The following is a 19,866-nucleotide window of genomic DNA, read 5'->3' on the forward strand; positions in this document are numbered from 1 at the left end:
GATCAATCGTCAGAAATTATTGTCAACCAAAGAAACCACCAACACGACAAACCACATCATGTTGACGGGGCATAACAAACTAATTCGTCGACTATGACACACTGTTGAGTTCTCAAGTATCAGACGCACCCGACCGCAGTTCTCTCGAACCTTGTACCGGGACAACCTGTCCAACGTTAGTTGGCTGGTTCCGCTCCGTCAAGACGGGGTGGAACCGGGCGGCCGCCATGCGATGGTCTCCCCTGCTTCGGCCAAGAAGGCCAGTGGCGGGGCGCCTCTCGCGGCGACAGGTGAAACATTAGCACTACTCCTGCGGATCGCGCCAACTCGGGGGGTACCTCCCGACGTTTCCGCAGGTCAGCGGCCTGTCAGGGGGTGCGGCGCGCCCTCAGCGGAGCGGCCGGTCGGTAGGCGGAGACGGTCGGATCGTCCTCGATCCAGTACCGCCAGGGCAGGTCCGCCCCTCCCCGCAGGCCGACCCGGGGCCCGGTCACGACCCGGTCCTCGGCGACGGCGGGCCCCAGCTCGAGGTGGCCGCGCAGGTCGAACCCGTCGTCCCCGGCCTCCAGAGCGAGCGCCCGCACCAGGTTCGCGGGCCCCCGCGCCAGCGCCCACGCGGGCAACGGAGCCGACGGGGTCCGCGCGACGGCCTCGCGCCGGGCGCGAGCGTGCTCCTCCCCCGCCACCACCTCGCCGGCGCGCAGCAGGAGCGCGGACGAGGTGCCCTCCGGACCGCAGACGACGTTGGCGCAGGTGTGCATGCCGTAGATCCGGTAGCAGTACAGCCGGCCGGCAGGGCCGAACATGGTCCGGTTGCGGGGCGTCGGGCCCCGGAACGCGTGCGAGCCCGGGTCGCGAGCGCCCTCGTAGGCCTCGACCTCGGTGATCCGCACCGTCACCCCCCTGACCGTGAGGGTCGCCCCGAGGAGCCGGGGGGCGGCCGCCAGCGCGCCGCCCCCCAGGACCTCGAGCGTGTCAGCCCAGCCGGGCGCGGACGCCACGCGCACGCTCTGCGAGCTCGTCGAGCTGCTCGCGGACCCGGACCGGAGCGGTGCCGCCACGACCGGTGCGGGCGGCGACCGAGCCCTCGGCCGTCAGCACCTCGCGCACCGCGGGGCCGAGGGCCGGCGAGATCTCCGCGAACTGCTCGTCGCTCAGCTCGTGCAGCTCGATCCCGAGCTCCTCGCAGCGACGCACGCAGGCGCCGGCGACCTCGTGCGCCACGCGGAACGGCGTCCCCTCCCGCACGAGCCACTCCGCGACGTCGGTCGCGAGCGAGAAGCCCTGCGGCGCCAGCTCGGCCATCCGCGCGGTGTTGAAGGTGAGGGTGGCGACCATCCCGGTGAAGGCCGGGAGCAGGACCTCGAGCGTGTCCACGGAGTCGAGGACCGGCTCCTTGTCCTCCTGCAGGTCGCGGTTGTAGGCCAGCGGGAGTGCCTTCAACGTCGCCAGCAGGCCGGAGAGGTTGCCGACCAGGCGGCCCGCCTTGCCGCGCGCGAGCTCGGCGATGTCGGGGTTCTTCTTCTGGGGCATGATGCTCGACCCGGTGGACCACGAGTCGTGGAGGACGACGAAGTCGAACTCCCGCGTCGACCACAGGATGACCTCCTCGGCCAGGCGGCTCACGTCGACCCCGACCATCGCGGAGACGAAGGCGAACTCGGCCACGAAGTCCCGCGCCGCCGTGCCGTCGATCGAGTTGGCGCTGGAACCGGTGAACCCCAGCTCGGCGGCCACCGCCTCGGGGTCCAGGCCGAGCGTGGAGCCCGCCAGCGCGCCGGAGCCGTACGGCGAGTCCGCCGCGACCCGGGCGTCCCAGTCGAGCAGCCGGTCCACGTCGCGCAGCAGCGGCCACGCGTGCGCGAGCAGGTGGTGCGAGAGCAGCACCGGCTGGGCGTGCTGCAGGTGCGTCCGCCCCGGCATGATCACGTCGAGGTGGGCGCGGGCCTGCTCGGCGAGCACGTCGACGAGGTCCAGCACCTGCCCCGCGACCACCCGGGCGTGGTCGCGCAGGAACGCCTTGAAGAGCGTGGCGATCTGGTCGTTGCGGCTCCGCCCCGCGCGCAGCCGCCCGCCGACCTCCGCGCCCACCTCCTCCAGCAGCAGGCGCTCCAGGGCGCCGTGCACGTCCTCGTCGGAGGGGTCCGGCAGCAGCGTGCCGGCGGTGTACCGCTCCCCCAGCCGCTCGAGCCCGGCCAGGAGGGTGGCGTGGTCCCCGTCGGTCAGCAGGCCCGCCGCGTGCAGGGCGTTGGCGTGCGCCCGCGAGCCGGCCAGGTCGTAGGGAGTCAGGCGCCAGTCGAAGTGCGTCGAGCGCGACAGGGCCTCGAGCTCGGGCGACGGTCCCCCGGCGAACCGTGCCCCCCAGAGCTTGCCCTCCCGGGTCGAGGACTCGTGCTCCGCCATCAGTCGGTCCCGAACTCGCCGTCGGCGCGGACCAGGGCGTCTTCCTCCGGGTCGTGCGGGGCGCCCTCCTCGATGATGACGTCCCGACCGCCCTGGGGCAGCGCGCCCAGCAGGATGCCGTTCTCCACCAGCACCTGGCCCTCGTCGACGGGCTGCTGCGCGTAGAGCTCGAGCTTGTCGCGGGTGTCGGCGATGTCGAGGTTGCGCATCGTCAGCTGGCCGATGCGGTCGTGCGGACCGAAGGCGGCGTTGTCGGTGCGCTCCATCGACAGCTTGTCGGGGTGGTAGGAGAACCCGGTTCCCTCGGTGCGCAGGATCGTGTAGTCCTCGCCCCGGCGCAGCCGGACCACTACCTCACCGGTGACGAGCGAGGCGATCCAGCGCTGGATCGACTCGCGCAGCATCAGCGCCTGCGGGTCGAGCCACCGGCCCTCGTAGAGGAGCCGGCCCAGGCGACGCCCCTCGGCGTGGTAGCTGGCGATCGTGTCCTCGTTGTGGATCGCGTTGAGGAGGCGCTCGTAGGCGATCCAGAGCAGCGCCATGCCCGGCGCCTCGTAGATGCCGCGCGACTTGGCCTCGATGATGCGGTTCTCGATCTGGTCGGACATGCCCAGGCCGTGGCGTCCACCGATCCGGTTGGCCTCGTGGACCAGCGCGACGGGGTCGTCGAAGTCGACGCCGTTGATCGCGACCGGACGCCCCGCCCGGAAGGCGACGGTGACGTCCTCGGCCTCGATGGAGACCGACGGGTCCCAGAACTTCACGCCCATGATGGGTTCCACGGTCTCGAGGGAGACGTCGAGGTGCTCCAGCGTCTTGGCCTCGTGGGTCGCGCCCCAGATGTTGGCGTCGGTGGAGTACGCCTTCTCCTGGCTGTCGCGGTAGGGCAGCCCGTGCTCGGTCAGCCACTGGCTCATCTCGGCGCGGCCGCCGAGCTCGGTCACGAAGTCGGGGTCGAGCCAGGGCTTGTAGATGCGCAGGGAGGGGTTGGCGAGCAGGCCGTAGCGGTAGAAGCGCTCGATGTCGTTGCCCTTGAAGGTCGACCCGTCGCCCCAGATCTCGACGCCGTCCTCGTGCATCGCGCGCACCAGCATCGTGCCGGTGACGGCGCGGCCCAGCGGCGTGGTGTTGAAGTAGGCGCGGCCGCCGGAGCGGATGTGGAACGCACCGCAGGCCAGGGCGGCCAGGCCCTCCTCGACCAGCGGGGTCTTGCAGTCGACCGCGCGGGCGATCTCGGCGCCGTACTGCCGGGCGCGGTCCGGGACGCCGGAGATGTCGGGCTCGTCGTACTGGCCGATGTCGGCGGTGTACGTGCACGGGACGGCGCCCTTGTCGCGCATCCAGGCGACCGCGACCGAGGTGTCGAGGCCGCCGGAGAAGGCGATGCCGACGCGCTCGCCGACGGGGAGGGAGGTCAGGACCTTGCTCACGGGTGTTCCTTGTCTTGTTGCGGGGAGATCGGGTCTGGGGGTGGGGTCAGGGCGCGGACGAGCTGCTCGCCAGCGCCAGGAATCGTCGGGCGAGCTCCTCGCCGCCGTCGGGCCGGCGCCCGATCACCAGCAGCGTGTCGTCGCCCGCGATCGTGCCGAGCACGTCGCCCAGCTCGGCCCGGTCGAAGGCCGAGGCCAGGAACTGGGCCGCCCCCGGCGGGGTGCGCAGCACCACCATGTTGGCGGTCGCCTCGGCGCTCACGAGCAGCTCGGCGCAGAGCCGCGCGAGGCGCTGCTGCGAGGCCGCCGTCGTCTCCGGCGGCTGGGCGGCCCGGTGGCCGCCCTCGGCCGGGACGGCGTAGACGAGGGCACCGCCGGCGGAACGCACCTTGACCGCGTCGAGCTCGACGAGGTCGCGCGACAGGGTCGCCTGGGTGACGTGCAGGCCCTCGCCCGCGAGCAGCTCGGCCAGCTCGCCCTGGGAGCGGACCTCGTAGTGGGTCACGAGGTCGATGATCCGCCGGTGCCGGGCGTTCTTGGTGGTGGGGGTGCTGGCGTTCTCGGTCACGGGCTGCGCTCCAGGAGCCAGGCCAGCACGGCCTTCTGGGCGTGCCGACGGTTCTCCGCCTCGTCCCAGACCACGCTGCGGGGGCCGTCGAGCACCTCCGCGCTGATCTCGCGGCCGCGGTAGGCCGGGAGGCAGTGCATGACGATCGCGTCGGCGTCCGCCAGCGCCACCAGGTCCTCGGTCACCGCGTACGGCGCCAGGGCCGCCGTGCGGTCGGCCGACTGCTCCTCGAAGCCCATCGAGACCCACGTGTCGGTGACGACGACGTCGACGCCGTCGACGGCCTCGCCGACGTCGGCCACGACGGTCGCGGAACCGCCGGTGCCGGACGCGAGGGCGCCGGCGCGCGCCACCACGTCGTCGGCGGGCTGGTAGCCGACCGGGGCCCCGACGCGGACGTGCATCCCCGCCATGGCGCCCGCCAGCAGCCAGGAGTGACCCATGTTGCAGGCCCCGTCGCCGACGAAGGCGACGCTCCGGCCCGCGAGCGACCCGGTGTGCTCGCGCACGGTGAGCAGGTCGGCCAGCAGCTGGCAGGGGTGGTAGTCGTCGGTGAGCGCGTTGACGACGGGGACGCCCGCGTGGCGCGCCATCTCCTCGAGCCGCTCCTGCGGGCCGGTCCGCCACACGACGGCCGCCGCCTGGCGGCCCAGCACCCGCGCGACGTCGGCGACGGACTCCCGCTCACCGATCCCGGCCAGCGCGCCGTCGACGACCATCGGGAAGCCGCCCAGCTCGGCGATGCCGGCCGAGAACGACGTCTGGGTGCGCAGCGTCGGCTTGTCGAAGACCATCGCGACGGTCCGCGGGCCCTCGAGCGGACGACGGGAGAAGGGCTCGGCCTTGAGCGCGGCGGCCAGGTCGAGCACCTCGGCCTGCTCCGCGGGGGTCAGGTCGTCGTCGGCCAGCAGGTGCCGGACCCCGTCGGCGGTCACCCGGCGGCCCCCGCCCGGACCAGCTCGGGCCAGGCCCCGGCGAGCTCGGCCACCTGCTCCTCGGTCAGCACCAGCGGCGGGACGAAGCGGAGCGTCGAGGGCCCCGTGGCGTTCAGCAGGAAGCCGGCCTCGCGGGCCGCGGCCACCACGGCGGGGGCGTGGTCGCCGGCCAGCTCGGCGGCGAGCATCAGCCCGGCGCCGCGCACCTCCACGACCTCGTCGGGGGCGGCCAGCTCGTCGGCGAGGCGCTTCCCGACCCGGCGGACCTGGTCGAGCAGGCCGCTGCCGGCGAGGGTGTCGAGCACGGCCAGCGCCGCCGCGCACGCCACCGGGTTGCCGCCGAAGGTCGTCCCGTGGTTGCCGGGGGCGAAGAGGTCGGCCGCCGCGCCGGTCGCCAGGGTGGCGCCGATCGGGAGGCCGCCGCCGAGTCCCTTGGCCAGGGTGACGACGTCGGGCACCAGCCCGGGGACGGCCTGGTGGGCGAACCACTCCCCCGTCCGGCCGATCCCGGTCTGGACCTCGTCCAGCCAGAGCAGCGCCCCGCGCTCGGCGGTGATCCGCCGGGCGTCGGCGAGGTAGCCCGACGGCGGCACCCGGACGCCGGCCTCGCCCTGCAGGGGCTCGAGGACCACCGCGGCCGTGCGGTCGGTGACGGCGGCCGCCAGCGCCTCGGAGTCGCCGTACGGGACGAACGTGACGTCGCCCGGGAGCGGCTCGAAGGGGGCCCGGTAGGCCTCCTTGGAGGTCAGCGCGAGCGAGCCCATCGTGCGCCCGTGGAAGCCGCCCTCGGCGGCGACCACGTGGGTCCGGCCGGTGAGCCGGCTCAGCTTGAACGCCGCCTCGTTGGCCTCCGCTCCCGAGTTGGAGAAGAAGACCTTCGTGCCGTGGCCCAGCAGCTCGGCGAGCCGCTCGGCGAGCCGCAGCTGGGGCTCGCTGGCGAAGAGGTTGGAGACGTGGCCGAGGGTCCGCAGCTGCCCGGTGACCGCCTCGACCACCGCCGGGTGGGCGTGGCCGAGCGAGTTCACGGCGATGCCGCCGAAGAGGTCGAGGTAGGCGTTGCCGTCGACGTCCCACACCCGCGCGCCCTCGCCCCGCGCCAGCTCGAGTCCGGGCGTGCCGAACGTGTTCATCAGCGAGGCGCTGTAACGGTCCTGCCAGGTCACGACTTCTTCTCCCCTGCGCTCGAGTAGGCCTTGCGGAGCTTGGTCTCGACGCCCGGGAGCACCTGGGTGCCGACCCCCTCGTCGGTGAAGATCTCCAGCAGCACGGCGTGCGGCTGGCGACCGTCGACCACGGTGGCGCGGTGCACGCCGTTCTCGACCGCCACCAGGCACGCCTTCATCTTGGGGACCATCCCGCTGGCCAGGGACGGCATCAGCGCGGCGAGCGCCTCGGGGCCGATCTCCTGGATCACGTCGTCGCTGTCGGGCCAGTCGCGGTAGAGCCCCTCCACGTCGGTGAGCACCAGCAGCTTCTCGGCCCCCAGGGCCACGGCCAGCGCGGCCGCGGCGGTGTCGGCGTTGACGTTGTGCACCTGGCCGTCGAGGTCGGGGGCGACCGAGGAGATGACGGGGATCCGCCCGGCCTCCACGAGGTCCTGCACGGCCTCGGGCCGCACCGACGCGACCTCGCCCACCAGGCCGAGGTCGACCTCCTCGCCGTCGACGACGGTGTTGGTCGGCTCGGCGGTGAACAGGCCGGCGTCCTCGCCCGACAGCCCGACCGCGAGCGGACCGTGCTGGTTGATCAGCCCGACCAGCTCGCGCTGGACCTGCCCGACCAGCACCATCCGCACCACGTCCATGGCCTCCGGCGTGGTCACCCGCAGCCCGCCGCGGAACTCCGACTCGATGCCGAGCCGGTCGAGCATGGAGGAGATCTGGGGACCGCCGCCGTGCACCACGACCGGCTTGAAGCCGGCGAAGCGCAGGAAGGCGATGTCCTCGGCGAAGGCGACCTTGAGGGAGTCGTCGGTCATGGCGTTGCCGCCGTACTTCACCACGATCGTGCGGCCGTGGTAGCGCTTCAGCCACGGCAGCGCCTCCGCGAGGGTGGCGGCCTTGGCGGGGTCGGGGGCGTTCCTGCGGGTCTCGGTCATGAGCTGTAGGCGCTGTTCTCGTGGACGTAGGCGTGGGTGAGGTCGTTGGTCCAGACGGTGGCCCGGTGGTCGCCGGCCTTGAGGTCGACGGTCACCGTCACCTCCCGGCCCGACAGGTCCACCTTGGTCGGGTCCTCGGCCGGCACGGAGCCGCGGCAGACCCAGACGCCGTTCATGGCGACGTCCAGGTCGGCGGGGTCGAAGGCGGCCTGCGTGGTGCCGATGCTGGCCAGGACCCGGCCCCAGTTGGGGTCGCGGCCGAAGACGGCGGCCTTGAAGAGGTTGCTCCGGGCGATGCTCCGGCCGACCTCGACGGCGTCGTCCTCGCTCGCGGCGTGCAGCACGGTGATGGCGATCTCGTGGTCGGCGCCCTCGGCGTCCTTGAGCAGCTGCATCGCCAGGTCGGTGCAGGCCCGGGAGAGCGCCTCGGCGAAGTCCTCCGGCGTGGGCGTGATCCCCGACGCGCCGCTCGCCATGATCGTCACGGTGTCGTTGGTCGACATGCAGCCGTCGGAGTCGAGCCGGTCGAAGGAGACCCGGGTCGCGGCCCGGAGGGCCGCGTCGAGGTCGGCCGCGGGCACGACGGCGTCGGTGGTGAGCACGACCAGCATGGTGGCGAGCTGGGGTGCGAGCATCCCGGCGCCCTTGGCCATCCCACCGATGGACCAGCCCGGTCCCTCGACGACGACGGTCTTGCTCACGGTGTCGGTCGTCATGATGGCCTCGGCGGCCGCCTCGCCACCGGCCGCGTCGAGCGCCTCCGCGGCGGCGTCGACGCCCTCGAGCAGCTGCTCGCGGGGGTTGACCAGGCCGATCAGCCCGGTCGAGCAGACCACGACGTCGACTGCGCCGACCCCGATCCGCTCGGCCACCCGCTCGGCGACCGCGTGGGTGGTCTGGAAGCCCTCGGGGCCGGTGTAGCAGTTGGCGCCACCGGAGTTGAGGACGACGGCGCGCACGACGCCGTCCTTGACGACCTCCTGGCTCCACAGCACCGGGTTGGCCTTGCACCGGTTGCTGGTGAAGACGGTGGCGGAGTCGAAGGTGGGGCCCTGGTTGACGACGAGGGCGAGGTCCTTGCCGCCGCTGGCCTTGAGGCCTGCGGTGACGCCGGCGGCGACGAAGCCGGCGGGGTGGGTGGTGGTCATGGTGCGAGTCCTGTCGTGGGAAGTCCGGTGGTCTCCTCGAGCCCGAGGGCGAGGTTGAGGCATTGGACGGCGGCCCCCGCGGTGCCCTTGGTGAGGTTGTCCACCGCGCCGACCGCCACGAGTCGTCGGGCCCCGGCGTCCACGGTGACCTGCAGGTGCACGACGTTGGAGCCCACCACCGACTTGGTCTGGGGCCACTGCCCCGCCGGGAGCAGGTGAAGGAACGGCTCGTCGGCGCAGAAGGCCGCGTAGGCGTCGTACGCCTCCTCCGCGCTCACGTCGCGGGCGAGCGGCGCCGAGACCGTCGCGAGGATGCCGCGGGGCATCGGCACGAGCAGCGGCGTGAACGAGACCCGGACCGGAGCGCCCGTCACGCCGCCGAGGTTCTGGACGATCTCGGGCGTGTGCCGGTGGGTGCCACCGACGCCGTACGCCGACGCGTTGCCCATCACCTCGCTGCCCAGGAGGTGTGGCTTGGCCGCCTTGCCCGCGCCCGAGGTCCCGCTCGCGGCGACCACGGTCACGTCGGGCTCCACGAGCCCGGCGACGAACGCGGGGAGGACGGTGAGGGTCGAGACGGTCGGGTAGCACCCGGGGACGGCGACCCGCCTGGCCCCGGTCAGCAGCTCGCGCTGGCCCGGCAGCTCGGGCAGGCCGTAGGGCCAGGAGCCGGCGTGGGGGGATCCGTAGAACTGCTCCCAGGCTCCCGCGTCGGTGAGCCGGAAGTCGGCGCCGCAGTCGATGACGACGATGTCGTCGCCGAGCGCCGCGGCGATCTCGGCCGACTTGCCGTGCGGGAGGCCGAGGACCACGACGTCGTGGCCGGAGAGGACCTCCGGCGTCGTCTCCTCCAGCACCCGGTCGGCGAGCGGCACGAGGTGCGGGGCCAGGACGCCCAGGGGCTGGCCCGCGTTGGACCCGCCCGTCAGGGCGCCGATCTCCACGTCGGGGTGGCCGAGCAGGAGGCGCAGCGCCTCACCCCCGGCGTACCCGCTCGCTCCGGCGACGGCGACTCTGGTCTTGGTGCTCACGATGCATATGTATACCAGAGACTGCATGCTCATGCATCTCCGGCACGGAGGGCGGGTCCACCCCCTACCGTGGGGTGATGGACGACCCCCTCGCGGCACCTGCCGGCCCCGGACGGCTCGGACCTGACGCCTACCTGCGGCACCTGCGCACCGAGTCGGCGCGCTTCCGCGACGTGCTCGAGGGGGTGCCCGGCGCCACCCGGGTACCCAGCTGTCCCGCCTGGGATGCGGACGACCTGCTCTGGCACCTCGGCGAGGTGCAGTGGTTCTGGTCGGAGGTCCTGCGGACGAGGCCGGCCTCCCCCGACGGACTCGACGAGCCGCAGCGACCCACCACGCGGGGCGGGCTGCTCGCCTTCTTCGACTCCGCCTCCGGGGCGCTGCACGAGCAGCTGGCGTCGGCCGACCCCGAGGAGGAGGCCTGGACGTGGGCGGAGGACCACACGGTCGGCTTCGTGCTGCGCCGCCAGGCGCACGAGGCGCTCGTCCACCGGGTCGACGCCGAGCTCGCGGCCGGTGCCACCACGGCGCTGGACCCGCTGCTGGCCGCCGACGGCGTCGACGAGGTGCTCACGGTGATGTACGGCGGCTGCCCGCCCTGGGGGCGCCGCACCCCCACCGACCAGCACGTCCGCGTCGACTGCACCGACACGGACACCCAGGTGTGGGTCAACCTCGTCCGGTTCGCCGGCACCGACCCGTCCGGCACCACGCACGACGAGGACGACCTCGCCGTGGTGCCCGACCCGGGGACCGAGCCCGACGCCGTCGTCGAGGGCACGGCCGGCGACCTGGACCGGTGGCTGTGGCACCGGGCCGCCGACGACGTGGTCCACGTCGCCGGCGACCCGGGGGTGCTGGCCCTGCTGCGTGGCGTGCTGTCCCAGCCGATCACCTGAGGACCGCCCGGGCCGGCACCCTCAGAGCAGGCAGGCGTTCCGGTAGTCCGAGACGTCCCCGAACGCGGACGGCGTGGGACCCGGGCAGAGGAACTGCCGGTAGCGCGTGTCCCCGTCGACGTAGAGCTTCAGCCAGCTGATGGTGCTCGCCGCGATCGGCGTGTTCTCCGTGTTGGGGGCGAAGTGGCTGGCGTTGTTGAGCTCCAGGTAGGCCTTGGCCGTGCTGCTCGGGATCGACTGGTAGAACGGGATCGAGTGCGAGGAGACGGGCGCGACGCTGTCGTTCTCCGCCCCGATCACCAGGCTTGGCGTGCGGATCTCGGGCCACGTCTTGTCGAGGTTCCACGGAGTGAGGCCGATGGTGGCCCGCAGCGACGGGCGGTCCTTGGCCGCCTCCAGCGTCCCGCCGCCACCCATCGAGTGGCCGATCACCGCGAGCCGGTCGGCGTCGACCCGCTGGCGCACGGTGGAGCTGCTGCGCTGGACGACGTAGTCGAGGGCCGCGAGCAGCTGGTCGCCCCGCTGGCCCGGCTGGTCGTAGCGTGTCTGGGTGTTGAAGGTGATGACCACGAATCCCTGGGAGGCGATCCGCGGCCCGAGCCAGGCGATGGTCGACTCCGAGGCGGTGTAGCCGGGCGAGACCGCCACCACGCCGTAGGTGCCCTGGCTGGTCGACGTGGGGTAGGTGATCGTCGCCGAGCCGAACCCCGGGGTGGAGAGGTCGGAGACGGAGGTCGAGGCGACGGCGAAGGGACCACGGCGGGCCTCGATCGAGGACTGCGTCGGGTCCGGGCCGCGCTCGTAGGGGCTCGCCGCGACCGCCGGGCCGGAGGGCCCGACGAGGACGGAGAGACCGAGGAGGAGCGAGAGGACAGGTCCGACGAAGCGCTTGCGCTGTCTCATGGGATCTCCCGAGAAACAGGGGCGACGGTGCGCCCCGGGTGGATGTGACACCCGTCACGCTAGGAACGGGCCCGTCCCCCCGCCATGGGCGCAGCGCCCAGTCCTCCCGGGCCGGGTGCAGCGCCGCGGTGCGCGGCGCCCGGTCCCGGCCCGGGAGGGACGCGCGTCAGCGCTGGGCGGCGCCCGTCAGCTCGGCCGCGCGGGCCACCGCCGCCTCGCGGGCGGCGGCCGCCTCACCCTCCTTGAGGGTGCGGTCGGACGCCCGGAACCGCAGGGCGTAGGCCAGGGACTTGCGCCCCTCCCCGACCTGCTCCCCCGTGTAGACGTCGAAGAGCCGCACGGACTCGAGCAGCTCGCCAGCACCCTCGCGCAACGCCGCCTCGACGCTCGCGGCGGGCACGCCGGCGTCGACGACCAGCGCGACGTCCTCCTTCGCGACCGGGTAGCCGGAGAACGCCGGGGCCGGACGCAGGTGGACCGCGTGCTCGACCAGCACGTCGAGGTCGAGCTCGGCCGCGACGCTGCCACGCGGCAGGCCGAGGGTGGCGCAGACCTTCGGGTGCAGCTCGCCCGCGTGCCCGACGACCGTGCCGTCGTCGCCGGCCTCGACGGCCGCCAGGACGAGCTCCGCGCAGCGGCCGGGGTGCCAGGGCGCCCGCTCGGTCGCACGCGCGGCGAGCTCGAGGCCGACCGAGTCGGCGACGGCCCGCGCCGCGTCCACGGCGTCGGCCCAGGAGACGGGCCGGCCCTGCCCCCACCAGCCGGAGGCGTCGGCCTCGCCGACCGCCACGAGGCCGAGGCGGAGCGGCTGGCGCGGCAGCGCCTCCTCGAGGCTGCGCAGCTCGTCCTCGGTGGGACGGCGGTCGACCGGGAGGATCGGCGCCACCCCGCCCGTCGGCAGCGTGACCGTCGCGGTCTCGAAGAGGCCGAACGACGCCGCGCCGAGCCCGACGTTGCGGGCGGCCGCCCGCAGCAGCCCCGGGAGCAGCGTCGTCGTCATGCACGGCGCCTCGGCGCTCAGCGGGTTCTCCAGCCGGAGCAGGGTGCGTCGCGGGTCGTCGCCGGGGATCCCGAGGGCGTCGAGGTCGGCGTCGCCCACGAACGGGAAGGTGACGACCTCGGTGTAGCCCTCGGCCGCCGCGGTGCGGGAGAACCGGCGCCGCAGCTGCTGCACGCGGGTCAGCCCGCGCCCCGCCGGGGGCACGGGGACCACCGAGGGCACCTTGTCGTAGCCGACGAGGCGGACGACCTCCTCGGTCGTGTCCTGGGGGTCGGTGAGGTCGGGTCGCCACGGCGGCGGCACCACGGAGAGCGTGCCGGTGCCCTCGCCCGAGACCTCGCAGCCGACGGCGCGCAGCATCTCGGCCGCGGTCTGCTCGGAGATCTCCATCCCCGAGACCCTCGCGGCCCGGTCGCCGGCGACGGTCAGGGTGGGCATCGGCGGCGGCGTGCCGACGACGGTGACGCCGGGGTCGGCCGCTCCACCGCCGTGGGCGACCAGGAGCTCGACGACCCGGTCGGCCGCCGCCTCGCAGATGGTCGGGTCGACGCCCCGCTCGTTGCGCTTGCCCGCCTCGGAGGTGATGCGGTGCCGCTTGCCGGTGCGGAACATCGAGACGGCGTCCCAGTGCGCCGCCTCGACGAGGATCGAGGTGGTGGTGGCGGACATCTCGGTGGTCTCCCCGCCCATCACCCCGCCCAGGCCGATGATCCCCGAGTCGTCGGTGACGACCAGGTCCTCCGGGGAGAGGACGCGCTGGGTGCCGTCCAGGGTGACCATCCGCTCGCCGGCGGCGGCCCGCCGGACGACGAGCGGCCCGCGCAGCTTGTCGGCGTCGTAGCCGTGGATCGGCCGACCGGTCTCGAGCATCACGTAGTTGGTGACGTCGACGGCCAGCGAGATCGACCGCATGCCCGCCGCGGCGATCCGGTCGGCGATGAACGACGGCGTCGGGGCGGAGGGGTCGAACCCGGTGACCTTGCGAGCCACGAAGACCGGGCACCCGGTCGGGTCCTCGACGACGACCGGGTGGCCCGCGTCGTTGGCCGGCGGGGTGTCGCGCAGCGCGGGGTCGCGGAAGCCGGTGGCTCCCTCGACCGAGACCGCCACCTCGCGGGCGATGCCGCGCAGCGACAGGGCGTAGGCGCGGTCGGGGTTGACCTCGAGCTCGATGACCTCCTCGTCGAGCCCCAGCACGCCGCGCGCGTCCTGCCCGGGCTCGCCGGCGTCGGCGGGCAGCACGATGATCCCGTCGTGGTCCTCGCCCAGCCCCAGCTCCCGGGCCGAGCAGATCATCCCGGCGGAGAGGTGGCCGTAGGTCTTGCGGGCGGAGATCTCGAAGTTCCCGGGGAGGACGCCGCCGGGCAGGATCACCACGACCAGGTCGCCCGGCGCGAAGTTGTGGGCGCCGCAGACGATCCCCTGGGGCTCGCCCGTGCCGTTGGCATCGCCGACGTCGACGGTGCACCAGTTGATGGTCTTGCCGTTCTTCTGCGGCTCGGGCTCCATCGTGAGCACGCGACCCACCACCAGGGGACCGCTGATCTGCGCGCCGGGGCTCTCGACCGCCTCGAGCTTGAGCCCGGTCAGCGTGAGCCGCCGGGTGAGCTCCTCGGTGGTGACGTCGGCGGGGACGTCGACGTACTCCTTGATCCAGGAGAGGGGGGCCTTCATCGTCTTCTCTCCTCAGATCTCGGTGCCGAAGGCGGAGCTGAACCGCACGTCGCCCTCGAAGAGCGGGCGCAGGTCCTCCAGCTCGTGGCGGAACATGAAGGACCGGTCGATACCCATCCCGAACGCGAAGCCGGAGTAGACCTCGGGGTCGACGCCGCAGGCCACGAGGACCCGGGGGTTGACCACCCCGCAGCCGCCCCACTCGATCCAGCCCTCGCCGCGGCAGGTCCGGCACTCCTCCGGGCGCACTCCCAGGCAGACGAAGCAGCGCAGGTCGACCTCGGCCGACGGCTCGGTGAAGGGGAAGTACGAGGGCCGGAACCGCGTACCGACGCCCTCGCCGAACATCCGGGCGGCGAAGTGGTCCAGTGCCCCCTTGAGGTGGGCCATCGAGATGCCCTCGTCGACGACGAGCCCCTCGACCTGGTGGAACATCGGGCTGTGCGTGGCGTCGTACTCGTCGGTGCGGAAGACCCGCCCCGGGCAGGCGACGTAGATCGGCGGCGTGCGCGTGAGCATCGTCCGCGCCTGCACGGGCGAGGTCTGGGTGCGCAGCACGACGTGGTTCTCCGCCGGCTCGGTCCAGAAGGTGTCCTGCATCGTGCGGGCCGGGTGGTCGGGGCCCAGGTTGAGCGCGTCGAAGTTGAGCCACTCCGCCTCCACCAGCGGGCCCTCGGCGATCTCCCACCCCATCGCGGTGAAGATGTCGGCGATCAGCTCGGACTGCAGCGTGAGCGGGTGTCGCGAGCCGCGGCGGCGCCGGTCGGTCGGCAGGGTGACGTCGACCGTCTCGGTGACGAGCATCCCCTCCTCGTGCTCGGCCTCGAGCACCTCCTGCCGCTCGGCGAGCGCCCGCGCGACGGCGCCGCGCGCCTGTCCGACCCGCTGGCCGGCCTCCTTGCGCGCCTGCGGCGGGAGCGCCCCGATCTCGCGGTTGGCCAGCGCGAGCGGCGAGCGGTCGCCCGCGTGCTCGAGGCGGACCTGCTTGAGGGCGTCGAGGTCGGCCGCGGCGGCGACGGCGGCGAGGGCCGCCTCGCGCATCGCCTCGACCTCCTCGGCCTTGAGCGGGGTCACCTCGACGGGGTCGTAGTCGGTGTTGGGGCCGGACATGGCTCCCTTTCCAGCGGCGGTCGGGACGCCGCAGAGTCTAGGGGTGGGTCTGGACGGGGCTGCTCCCCGGACCCGGCGCGCGAGCGGACGACGTGGCGCTCAGGCGCGCACGGCCTCCGGACCCGCGACGGGTCCGGGGCCGGTAAATCGACGGCTGGCTGGCACGGACCCAGCCTACGTCGACGAGGTCACCCCGTCACCCCGTCACCCCCGGACCCGCGGGCGGGAGCAGCGCGCGACAGCCCGGCGCGGCCGGCGCGGCCCCGCCCGCGGGGGCGGTCGTCGGCAGCCCGGCCGCACGCAGGGCACGCTCGGCGTGCTCGGTGCCCCAGGTCCAGTCCTGCCACCCGGGCTCGTCCTCGCCGCCCCGGCGCAGGTCCATCACGCAGCGCGCGACGTCCCGCGGCAGTCGGTCCACCACCACCGGGACGGCGTCGTCGGAGAGCTCCGCCAGGTACGCCGCGTCGAGGTGGCCGGTGCGCTCGTAGAGGTCGATGTTGCGCGCCGCGACCCAGGCGTCGGGGTTGACCGCCAGCAGCCCCAGCAGGGCGCCGGCGCCCGTCAGGAGCGCGAGCCGGGGCGCCCAGGCGGCCCGGCCGAGGAGCCCCAGGACCAGGACGGACAGCACGACGAACCCGAGCCACCCCTCGAGGACGTTCACCACCAGCCGCGCCGTGGTGAAGCCGTAGGCGTCCTGGTAGACGGCCATCCGGGCCAGGGCGGCCGCCACCACCACGAGCGTCAGGAACCCGAGCAGCCCGGCGGCGACCCGGAACCGCACCCGGTCCCCCGTCCCCGGCCCGACCCGGCGCCCCGCCGCCCAGAGCACCACGAGGGTGAGCGCCGTGGCGACCACCAGCTGGCCGAACCCCTCGCGGGCGTAGTCGGCGTACCCGAGGCCTGCGGTCCGCTGCACGTAGTCGTCGCCCCCCAGGACCACGCGGGCCTGCGCCGCGACGAAGACCAGGAAGACGGCGTCCACGGCGACCAGCGGGACCAGCCACTCCCAGCGCGAGCGGGCCGGCACCGGCCCGGAGGCCCGGGGGTCGACGCGAGCGGGGTTGCGGGCGAGGTAGGAGGCGGCGAGCGTCATCCCCAGGACGGCGAGGGTGACGAACCCCCTGGCCACCGCCTCGTCGAGGTCCGCGTCGGGGACGAGGGAGTCCACCCAGCGCGCGAACGTCAGGTCCGCCGAGGCGAAGAGCAGGGCGAAGACCGTCACGCCCGCGGCGGCGAGCAGCGCCGTGCGGACCACCGCCGGACCCCGCCCGCCGGCACCCACCAGACGCAGCGTCCGGCCGAGCCAGGGCAGGCCCCGGAGGCCCGCCGCGGGCCAGGCGACGCCGGAGAGGAGCATGCCGCGGAAGGTGTGCGCCCCCGTGGCGCCGGAGAGGAAGACGCCGGCCGCGACCAGGACGGCGAGGACGGCGAGCCCGTCGTTGGCCCGGACCCCCGTGGAGGTGACCAGCGCCCCGGCCAGCGCGGCGCAGCCGAGCGTCCAGGGACGGGTACGCCGGCTCGAGGCCGCCCACGCGCAGGCGCCGGCCAGCAGCAGCACCAGGGCCCAGGAGAGACCGGGTCCGGCGAAGGCCATGGTCGCGCCGGCCAGGAGCCCGACCGCGAGCGCCGCGCCGACGAGCCGCAGGTCCGGGGCCGGAGCCCGCTCCGGCCAGGACGCCCCGAAGAGCTGGTCGAGCGTGGACGGGCCGACCGGGACCCCGTCGACCCCGGGATCGGTCGCGACGCCGGCCTGCTCCGTGGCGGAGACCGCCGACCCCGTCCTCGCCGCGGGCTGCGCGGCCGGCGTGCCGGGCCGGGCCGTCGGCGCGGGCCGGACCGGGACCTCGAGGCGCAGCCGCGCCCCCCGGCCGGCCTCCGGCTCGGCGAAGCCCAGCGTCCCGCCGTGCAGCCGGGCCACCCAGCGGGCCACCGCGAGGCCCAGCCCCGTGCCGCCGCCCTGGGCGTCGGTGCCGAACCGCTCGAAGACCCGCTCCCGGTCGGCGGGCGGGACGCCCGGCCCGGCGTCGCGGACCTCCAGCCACCACGACCCGGGCCCGTCGGAGCCACCTGTCCCGCCCGGCCCCGCCAGCACCCGGACGGTCTCGCCGTCGGGCGTGTGCCGGGCCGCGTTGTCGAGCACGTTGACCAGCAGCTGGCGCAGCCGCGGCGGGTCCACCCGCACCGTCATCGACTCCGGCACCTCCAGCCGCACGTCGAGACGACGTCCGGCCCGCCGCACCTCGGCGGCGCACTCCAGCACCTCGGCCGCCAGCGCGACGGGCACCGGTTCGAGCTCCACGACCCCCGCCTCGAGCCGGGAGAGCGCGAGCAGGTCGCCCAGCAGGTCGCCCAGCCGCTGCGCCGACCCCAGCGCCTCGTCGAGGTGCCGGGGGTCCGCGGGGACCACCCCGTCGGCGAGGTTCTCCAGCTGGGCGGCCAGGGCGGCGACGGGCGTGCGCAGCTCGTGCGAGACGGTCGCGACGAGGTCCCGGCGTTCGGCGTCGACGTGCGCGAGGTCGGCGGCCATCGTGTTGAAGGCGGCCGCCAGCTGGCCCACCTCGTCCCGGCTGTCGGTCAGCACCCGCACCCCGTGGCCACCGCGCGCCATCCGCTCCGCGGCGAGCGTCATCTCGCGCAGGGGGGCGACCATGCCCGCGGCCAGCAGCTGGGTGACGGCCAGGGCGAGCACCACGGTGACCGGCAGGCTCAGCCACGCGGGCACGCCGGAGGCCGCACCGACGGTGCCGACGAGCGCCGCGACGAGGACCGACGCCCCGACGAGGACGCCCAGCTTGGTGCGGATCGAGCCGAGCGCCACCAGCGCGCTCACCGCTCCCCCTCCGGGACCTCGAGCGCGTAGCCGACACCGTGCGCCGTCCTGATCCGGCCCGGCCCGATCTTGGCCCGCAGCGCCTTGACGTGGCTGTCGACCGTCCTGGTGCCCGAGGCGTCCGCCCAGTCCCAGACCCGGGCCAGCAGCTGCTCCCGCGTCAGCACCCGGCCGGGCTCCGCGGCGAGGCAGACCAGCAGGTCGAACTCGGTGGGCGTCAGGTGCACCTCGCGGCCCCCGACGCTGGTGCGTCGCGCCCGCGGGTCCACCTCGAGGTTCCCGACGACGAGCGGCTGGTCGTCCCGCGCGGCCGCGACCAGCTCGGCGGCCCGCTGCACCCGGCGCAGCAGGGCGGAGACCCTCGCCACCACCTCGCGCATCCGGAACGGCTTGGTCAGGTAGTCGTCGGCGCCGACCCCCAGCCCCACGAGCACGTCGGCCTCGTCGTCGCGCGCGGTCAGCATCAGCACCGGCACCGGCCGCTCCGCCTGCAGCCGCCGGCACACCTCGTGGCCGTCGAAGCCCGGGAGCATCACGTCCAGGACCACCACGTCGGGCGGCCGCGCGGCGGCGAGGGCGACCGCCCCGGGCCCGTCGAAGGCGCGCTCCACCTCGTAGCCCTCGGCGACCAGCCGCTCGGCCAGCGCCTGGTTGATCATCGCGTCGTCCTCGACCACCAGCACGAGCCTGCGCCCGCGGTCAGATCCCGTCATGGCTCCGACCCTAGGAGCCGCGGCGTGCGTGACGGGGTGACGACTCGTGAAGGTTCCGTGCAGGAACGCCGTCGGGGCGCGTCAGTGGGAGCGGAGGTCCTCCCCGGGCCACTCCACCGTGATCCGGGCGCCGCCCCCGGGCCGGTCGTCGATGACGAGGTGCCCGCCGTGCGCGCGGGTCAGGCCGTGCGCGATGTACATCCCGAGCCCGGAGCCTCCCGCTGCCCCGGAGGTCCAGAACTTCGTGAGCACCCGGCGCCGCAGCTCCTCGGGGATCCCCTCCCCCTCGTCGGTGACGGTGAGCACCGCACCCGACTGCTGGCCGCCGCGTGCGACCAGGTGGACCCGCACCTCCCCCTCGCCGTGCCGGACCGCGTTCTCGACGAGGTTGGTCACGACCTGGGTGAGCTTGTCGGGGTCGGCGAAGACCTCCACCTCGCCCTCGGGGGCGTCCAGCACGACGGGGCGCGCGGTGGCCGCCTGCACCGAGTCGACCACGCGGCCGACCAGGACCTTCGCGTCCACCTCGCGGGGGTAGAGGCTGAGCCGCCCGGTGTCGATCCGGGCCACGTCGAGCAGCTCCGCGATCAGCCGGGCCAGCCGGTCGGCGTCGGCGTTGACCGTGGTGAGCATGAGCTTCTTCTGGTCGTCGTTGAGCTGGTCCCATCGGTTGAGCATGGCCTGGACGAACCCCTTCACCCCGGTCAGGGGCGAGCGCAGCTCGTGCGCCACCGTGGCGACCAGGTCGGACCGCTCCCGGTCGAGCCGCTCGCGGCCGCGACCGCTGCGCAGGCAGACGGCCACCTGCCCTACCGGCGCGTGGGGCGCGCCCCGGTGGATGCGGGCGCTGACCAGGACCTCGCCCCCGCTGGGCAGCAGCCACGACTGCTCCGGGATCCCGGTGCGCGTGCCCAGCCCGGCGTACGGCGTGTTGCTGGTGCACCAGTCCCGCCCCGCCTGGTCGACCAGCGTGAGGGCCTCCGGCAGCGGGCGGCCGGCGCGTGCCCCCGCGCCGAGCATCCGGCGGGCGACGGCGTTCACCGTTGTGACGAGGCCGTCGGGCCCTGCCAGGACGACGCCGTCGGGCAGCAGGTCGAGCGTGGGGTCCGTCACGCGAGGGAATG

The 19,866-nt window shown here is 74.3% G+C and carries 16 protein-coding genes; 1 reads left to right on the plus strand and 15 read right to left on the minus strand.

The genetic code is table 11. The features are described from left to right. Positions 1–368: 368 nt before the first annotated feature. Genes DNK53_RS06010 through argC form a run of 9 tightly spaced genes read right to left on the minus strand, consistent with a single transcriptional unit; the run spans position 369 to position 9,640 of the window. Positions 369–1,001: a DNA-3-methyladenine glycosylase gene (locus DNK53_RS06010; RefSeq protein ID WP_239456387.1), complete on the minus strand. Its 633-nt coding sequence runs from the start codon at positions 999–1,001 to the stop codon at positions 369–371. Continuing rightward, positions 976–2,403 (minus strand): argininosuccinate lyase, encoded by a 1,428-nt coding sequence (gene argH / locus DNK53_RS06015; RefSeq protein WP_110181443.1) that lies wholly within the window; start codon positions 2,401–2,403, stop codon positions 976–978. Before argH ends, DNK53_RS06010 begins: the two co-directional genes overlap by 26 nt. Beyond that, on the minus strand, positions 2,403–3,833 hold the full coding sequence (gene argG, locus DNK53_RS06020) for an argininosuccinate synthase (RefSeq protein WP_110181444.1): 1,431 nt from the start codon (positions 3,831–3,833) through the stop codon (positions 2,403–2,405). Before argG ends, argH begins: the two co-directional genes overlap by 1 nt. A 46-nt stretch (positions 3,834–3,879) precedes the next feature. After that, positions 3,880–4,401 (minus strand): arginine repressor, encoded by a 522-nt coding sequence (locus DNK53_RS06025; protein ID WP_110181445.1) that lies wholly within the window; start codon positions 4,399–4,401, stop codon positions 3,880–3,882. Continuing rightward, positions 4,398–5,336: an ornithine carbamoyltransferase gene (gene argF / locus DNK53_RS06030; protein ID WP_110181446.1), complete on the minus strand. Its 939-nt coding sequence runs from the start codon at positions 5,334–5,336 to the stop codon at positions 4,398–4,400. Before argF ends, DNK53_RS06025 begins: the two co-directional genes overlap by 4 nt. After that, a complete protein-coding gene (locus DNK53_RS06035; RefSeq protein WP_110182330.1) occupies positions 5,333–6,466 on the minus strand; it encodes an acetylornithine transaminase in 1,134 nt (377 codons plus the stop codon). Before DNK53_RS06035 ends, argF begins: the two co-directional genes overlap by 4 nt. A gap of 29 nt (positions 6,467–6,495) precedes the next feature. Then, on the minus strand, positions 6,496–7,434 hold the full coding sequence (argB, locus tag DNK53_RS06040) for an acetylglutamate kinase (RefSeq protein WP_110181447.1): 939 nt from the start codon (positions 7,432–7,434) through the stop codon (positions 6,496–6,498). Then, positions 7,431–8,582 carry a bifunctional glutamate N-acetyltransferase/amino-acid acetyltransferase ArgJ gene (gene argJ / locus DNK53_RS06045; protein ID WP_110181448.1) on the minus strand — a complete coding sequence of 384 codons (1,152 nt, stop codon included), beginning with the start codon at positions 8,580–8,582 and terminating at the stop codon, positions 7,431–7,433. Before argJ ends, argB begins: the two co-directional genes overlap by 4 nt. Then, on the minus strand, positions 8,579–9,640 hold the full coding sequence (argC, locus tag DNK53_RS06050; protein WP_110182329.1) for an N-acetyl-gamma-glutamyl-phosphate reductase: 1,062 nt from the start codon (positions 9,638–9,640) through the stop codon (positions 8,579–8,581). The genes argJ and argC overlap by 4 nt, the downstream gene beginning before the upstream one ends. Before the next feature lie 50 nt (positions 9,641–9,690). On the opposite strand from argC, the gene DNK53_RS06055 reads away from it, so the two are divergent. Further along, the gene (locus DNK53_RS06055) at positions 9,691–10,512 is read left to right on the plus strand and encodes a maleylpyruvate isomerase family mycothiol-dependent enzyme (RefSeq protein ID WP_110181449.1); all 822 of its coding nucleotides are present in this window, start codon (positions 9,691–9,693) and stop codon (positions 10,510–10,512) included. Positions 10,513–10,533: 21 nt separating this feature from the next. On the opposite strand, the gene DNK53_RS06060 is transcribed toward DNK53_RS06055, so the two are convergent. The 6 genes from DNK53_RS06060 to DNK53_RS06085 form a co-directional block, all read right to left on the minus strand. Next, complete coding sequence (locus DNK53_RS06060; RefSeq protein WP_110181450.1) at positions 10,534–11,415, minus strand: alpha/beta hydrolase family protein; 882 nt, start codon at positions 11,413–11,415, stop codon at positions 10,534–10,536. A 166-nt stretch (positions 11,416–11,581) separates the two neighbouring features. After that, a complete protein-coding gene (pheT, locus tag DNK53_RS06065; protein ID WP_110181451.1) occupies positions 11,582–14,089 on the minus strand; it encodes a phenylalanine--tRNA ligase subunit beta in 2,508 nt (835 codons plus the stop codon). A 12-nt stretch (positions 14,090–14,101) separates the two neighbouring features. Then, on the minus strand, positions 14,102–15,199 hold the full coding sequence (gene pheS, locus DNK53_RS06070) for a phenylalanine--tRNA ligase subunit alpha (RefSeq protein ID WP_110181452.1): 1,098 nt from the start codon (positions 15,197–15,199) through the stop codon (positions 14,102–14,104). 196 nt (positions 15,200–15,395) lie between these two features. Then, positions 15,396–18,029, minus strand: a complete 2,634-nt coding sequence (locus DNK53_RS06075; RefSeq protein WP_110181453.1) for a DUF4153 domain-containing protein — start codon at positions 18,027–18,029, stop codon at positions 15,396–15,398. Next, complete coding sequence (locus DNK53_RS06080; protein ID WP_110181454.1) at positions 18,026–18,742, minus strand: response regulator transcription factor; 717 nt, start codon at positions 18,740–18,742, stop codon at positions 18,026–18,028. Before DNK53_RS06080 ends, DNK53_RS06075 begins: the two co-directional genes overlap by 4 nt. An 81-nt stretch (positions 18,743–18,823) precedes the next feature. Next, complete coding sequence (locus DNK53_RS06085) at positions 18,824–19,855, minus strand: sensor histidine kinase (RefSeq protein WP_239456388.1); 1,032 nt, start codon at positions 19,853–19,855, stop codon at positions 18,824–18,826. Positions 19,856–19,866 lie beyond the last annotated feature (11 nt).

This window comes from Nocardioides solisilvae, assembly GCF_003194625.1.
GTDB classification, from domain to species: Bacteria; Actinomycetota; Actinomycetes; order Propionibacteriales; family Nocardioidaceae; genus Nocardioides; species Nocardioides solisilvae.

What these genes read in the sequence shown, in the direction of transcription:
- argH (WP_110181443.1), bottom strand. Translation starts at nt 2,403, where the DNA reads ATGGCGGAGCACGAGTCCTCGACCCGGGAGGGCAAGCTCTGGGGGGCA.
- DNK53_RS06035 (WP_110182330.1), bottom strand. Translation starts at nt 6,466, where the DNA reads ATGAACACGTTCGGCACGCCCGGACTCGAGCTGGCGCGGGGCGAGGGC.
- argB (WP_110181447.1), bottom strand. Translation starts at nt 7,434, where the DNA reads ATGACCGAGACCCGCAGGAACGCCCCCGACCCCGCCAAGGCCGCCACC.
- argJ (WP_110181448.1), bottom strand. Translation starts at nt 8,582, where the DNA reads ATGACCACCACCCACCCCGCCGGCTTCGTCGCCGCCGGCGTCACCGCA.
- argC (WP_110182329.1), bottom strand. Translation starts at nt 9,640, where the DNA reads ATGCAGTCTCTGGTATACATATGCATCGTGAGCACCAAGACCAGAGTC.
- DNK53_RS06055 (WP_110181449.1), top strand. Translation starts at nt 9,691, where the DNA reads ATGGACGACCCCCTCGCGGCACCTGCCGGCCCCGGACGGCTCGGACCT.
- DNK53_RS06060 (WP_110181450.1), bottom strand. Translation starts at nt 11,415, where the DNA reads ATGAGACAGCGCAAGCGCTTCGTCGGACCTGTCCTCTCGCTCCTCCTC.
- pheT (WP_110181451.1), bottom strand. Translation starts at nt 14,089, where the DNA reads ATGAAGGCCCCCCTCTCCTGGATCAAGGAGTACGTCGACGTCCCCGCC.
- pheS (WP_110181452.1), bottom strand. Translation starts at nt 15,199, where the DNA reads ATGTCCGGCCCCAACACCGACTACGACCCCGTCGAGGTGACCCCGCTC.
- DNK53_RS06080 (WP_110181454.1), bottom strand. Translation starts at nt 18,742, where the DNA reads ATGACGGGATCTGACCGCGGGCGCAGGCTCGTGCTGGTGGTCGAGGAC.